At 63.9% G+C, this 2,476-nt stretch carries 2 protein-coding genes; both read right to left on the reverse strand.

Annotated elements, in window-relative coordinates; all coding sequences use genetic code 11:
• Positions 1 to 1,094: methylmalonyl-CoA mutase family protein (locus D2V07_RS18310; RefSeq protein WP_233548519.1), on the reverse strand; the 1,094-nt coding region annotated here is incomplete at its 3' end.
• A gap of 5 nt (positions 1,095 to 1,099) precedes the next feature.
• A partial coding sequence (locus D2V07_RS18315) for an acyl-CoA carboxylase subunit beta (protein WP_147367047.1) occupies positions 1,100 to 2,476 on the reverse strand: 1,377 nt, incomplete at its 5' end.

Consider the following 2,476-nt stretch of genomic DNA (forward strand, 5'->3'; position numbering starts at 1 on the left):
GCGGAGAAGTCGGTCGGCAGCGCCAGCGCCTCGTCCAGCGCATTGGTGTGCAGCGACTGCGTGCCCCCCAGCACCGCGGCCAGCGCTTCCAGCGTGGTGCGGATCACGTTGTTGTAGGGGTCCTGCTCCTGCAATGACACGCCCGAGGTCTGGCAGTGGGTGCGCAGCATCTTCGACTTGGGGTTCTTGGCCCCAAGCTCGTCCATCACGTCGTGCCACAGCACGCGGCCTGCGCGCATCTTGGCGATCTCCATGAAGAAGTTCATGCCGATGCCCCAGAAGAACGACAGCCGCGGCGCAAAGGCATCGATGTCGAGGCCCGTTGCCATCGCCCGCTTCACGTATTCCTTGCCGTCGGCAATGGTGAAGGCCAGCTCCTGCACCGCCGTGGCCCCTGCCTCGTGCATGTGATAGCCGCTGATCGAGATCGAGTTGAAGCGCGGCATGTTGGCAGAGGTATAGGCGATGATGTCCGACACGATCCGCATCGATGGCTCGGGCGGATAGATGTAGGTGTTGCGGACCATGAACTCCTTCAGGATGTCGTTCTGGATCGTGCCGGAAAGCTTCTCCTGCGCAACGCCCGAACGCTCTGCCGCCACGATGTAGAACGCCAGCACCGGGATCACCGCCCCGTTCATCGTCATGGAGACGCTCATCTCGTCCAGCGGGATCTGGTCGAACAGGATCTCCATGTCGCGCACGGTATCGATGGCAACGCCGGCCTTGCCCACGTCTCCAACGACGCGCGGATGGTCGCTGTCATAGCCCCGGTGCGTCGCCAGGTCGAAGGCGACAGACAGCCCCTTCTGCCCAGCCGCCAGGTTGCGGCGATAGAAGGCATTGCTCTCCTCCGCCGTCGAGAACCCCGCATACTGCCGGATCGTCCAGGCACGGCCTGTATACATGCTCGCATAAGGCCCGCGCGTGAACGGCGCGAACCCCGGAAAACCCGGATCCAGCCCCTCTGCATCCCCCGCCGCATACAGCGGCTGCACCGCAATCCCCTCCGGCGTGTGCCAGGTCAGATCACGCCCCTTCACTTCCCTGTCAGCGCACGAATGCCAGTCGGCCTTGGTCGGTTTTTCGGTCATGTCGGTCATAGCGGCAGGTTATCGTGTTTCTTCCACGGGTTTTCGAGTTTCTTTCCGGCCAGCTTGCGCAGGCCCAGGGCGATGCGGCGGCGGGTGGAGTGGGGGTAGATCACCTCGTCGATGTAGCCGCGCGATGCCGCCACGAAGGGGTTGGCGAAGCGGTCTTCGTATTCCTTCGTCTTCTCGGCGATCTTGTCCGGGTTGTCGCGGTCCTGGCGGAAGATGATCTCGACCGCCCCTTTGGCCCCCATCACGGCGATCTCTGCCGTGGGCCACGCGTAGTTGAGGTCGCCCCGCAGGTGCTTCGATGCCATCACGTCGTAGGCCCCGCCATAGGCCTTGCGGGTGATCACGGTGATCTTGGGCACGGTCGCCTCGGCATAGGCGAACAGCAGCTTCGCGCCGTGCTTGATGATGCCATTGTGTTCCTGGCTCGTGCCGGGAAGGAAGCCGGGCACGTCCACGAAGGTGACGATCGGGATGCTGAACGCATCGCAGAAGCGCACGAAGCGCGCCGCCTTGCGGCTGGCGTCGATGTCGAGCACGCCGGCGAGCACCATCGGCTGGTTGGCGACGAAGCCCACGGGCTTGCCCTCGATCCGGCCAAAGCCTGTGATGATGTTCGCGCCGTGCTTTGGCTGGATCTCGAAGAAGTTGCCGTCGTCGACAACCTTACGGATCAGTTCGTGCATGTCGTAGGGCATGTTGGAACTGGCGGGGATCAGCGTGTCGAGGCTGTCCTCGCGCCGGTCCCACGGATCGTCGGTCGGCAGGTGCGGCAGCGGGTCGCGGTTGCTCTCCGGCACGAAGCCGATCAGTTCGCGCGCGGCCAGCAGCGCCTCGATATCGTTCTCGAGAGCAAGGTCGGCAACGCTCGTCTTGGTCGTGTGCACCACCGCGCCGCCGAGGTCTTCCTGCGTGACTTCCTCGTTGGTGACGGTCTTCACCACCTCGGGCCCGGTCACGAACATGTAGGAGCTGTCCTTCACCATGAAGATGAAGTCTGTCATGGCCGGTGAGTACACCGCCCCGCCCGCGCACGGCCCCATGATCAGGCTGAGCTGCGGGATGACGCCCGATGCCAGCACGTTCTTCTGGAACACCTCGGCATAGCCGCCAAGGCTGGCCACGCCTTCCTGGATGCGCGCCCCGCCGCTGTCATTGAGCCCGATCACCGGCGCGCCGACCTTCATGGCATTGTCCATCACCTTGCAGATCTTCTCCGCGTGACGCTTGCTGAGAGAGCCGCCGAACACGGTGAAATCCTGGCTGAAGACATAGACCAGCCGCCCGTTGATCGTGCCGCTGCCGGTCACGACACCGTCGCCCGGTATCTTCTGGTCCTGCATGCCGAAATCGACGCAGTCGTGCTCGACGTAGGT

The organism is Aurantiacibacter zhengii (assembly GCF_003584125.1).
Taxonomy (GTDB): domain Bacteria; phylum Pseudomonadota; class Alphaproteobacteria; order Sphingomonadales; family Sphingomonadaceae; genus Alteraurantiacibacter; species Alteraurantiacibacter zhengii.